This window comes from Bacillus hominis (genome assembly GCF_018332515.1).
GTDB classification, from domain to species: domain Bacteria; phylum Bacillota; class Bacilli; order Bacillales; family Bacillaceae_G; genus Bacillus_A; species Bacillus_A hominis.
Genome location: NZ_BOQD01000706.1, coordinates 1 through 421 on the forward strand (window position 1 = coordinate 1; position 421 = coordinate 421).

At 59.1% G+C, this 421-nt stretch carries 1 protein-coding gene and 1 pseudogene; one reads left to right on the plus strand and one right to left on the minus strand.

From position 1 onward, the window contains the following. Nucleotides 1-238: pseudogene (locus KI356_RS29040) on the minus strand (MFS transporter); the annotation flags it as partial. Here KI356_RS29040 and KI356_RS29045 point away from each other — a divergent pair. Further along, nucleotides 134-421 (plus strand): tyrosine-type recombinase/integrase (locus tag KI356_RS29045; protein ID WP_274388418.1); only part of this gene is annotated, 288 nt, incomplete at its 3' end. The pseudogene KI356_RS29040 and the gene KI356_RS29045 sit on opposite strands and share 105 nt — an antisense overlap.

Genomic DNA, 421 nt, shown 5'->3' on the forward strand with positions numbered 1-421 from the left:
AGTAGGTTGAGGCCGTTGAGCACCGCCGCCGCAAGGAATGGTGCATGCAAGGAGATGGCGCCCAACAGTCCCCCGGCCACAGGGCATGCGACACCATGAACAAACAGCCGAAACAAGCGCTCATGAGCCCGAAGTGGCGAGCCCGATCTTCCCCATCGGTGATGTCGGCGATATAGGCGCCAGCAACCGCACCTGTGGCGCCGGTGATGCCGGCCACGATGCGTCCGGCGTAGAGGATCCGTCACATACCAAGGCGGCTAAGCGAGCAGATGGAACATCAACGCCTGCGGTCAGGAAGATGCGCATCGACAGCAAGACATCATGGCTATCAGCTTGTCGTCGTGCAGGAATTGAAGATTTCCGTTTCCATGACCTCAGACACACCTGGGCAAGCTGGCTGATTCAGTCAGGCGTCCCATTA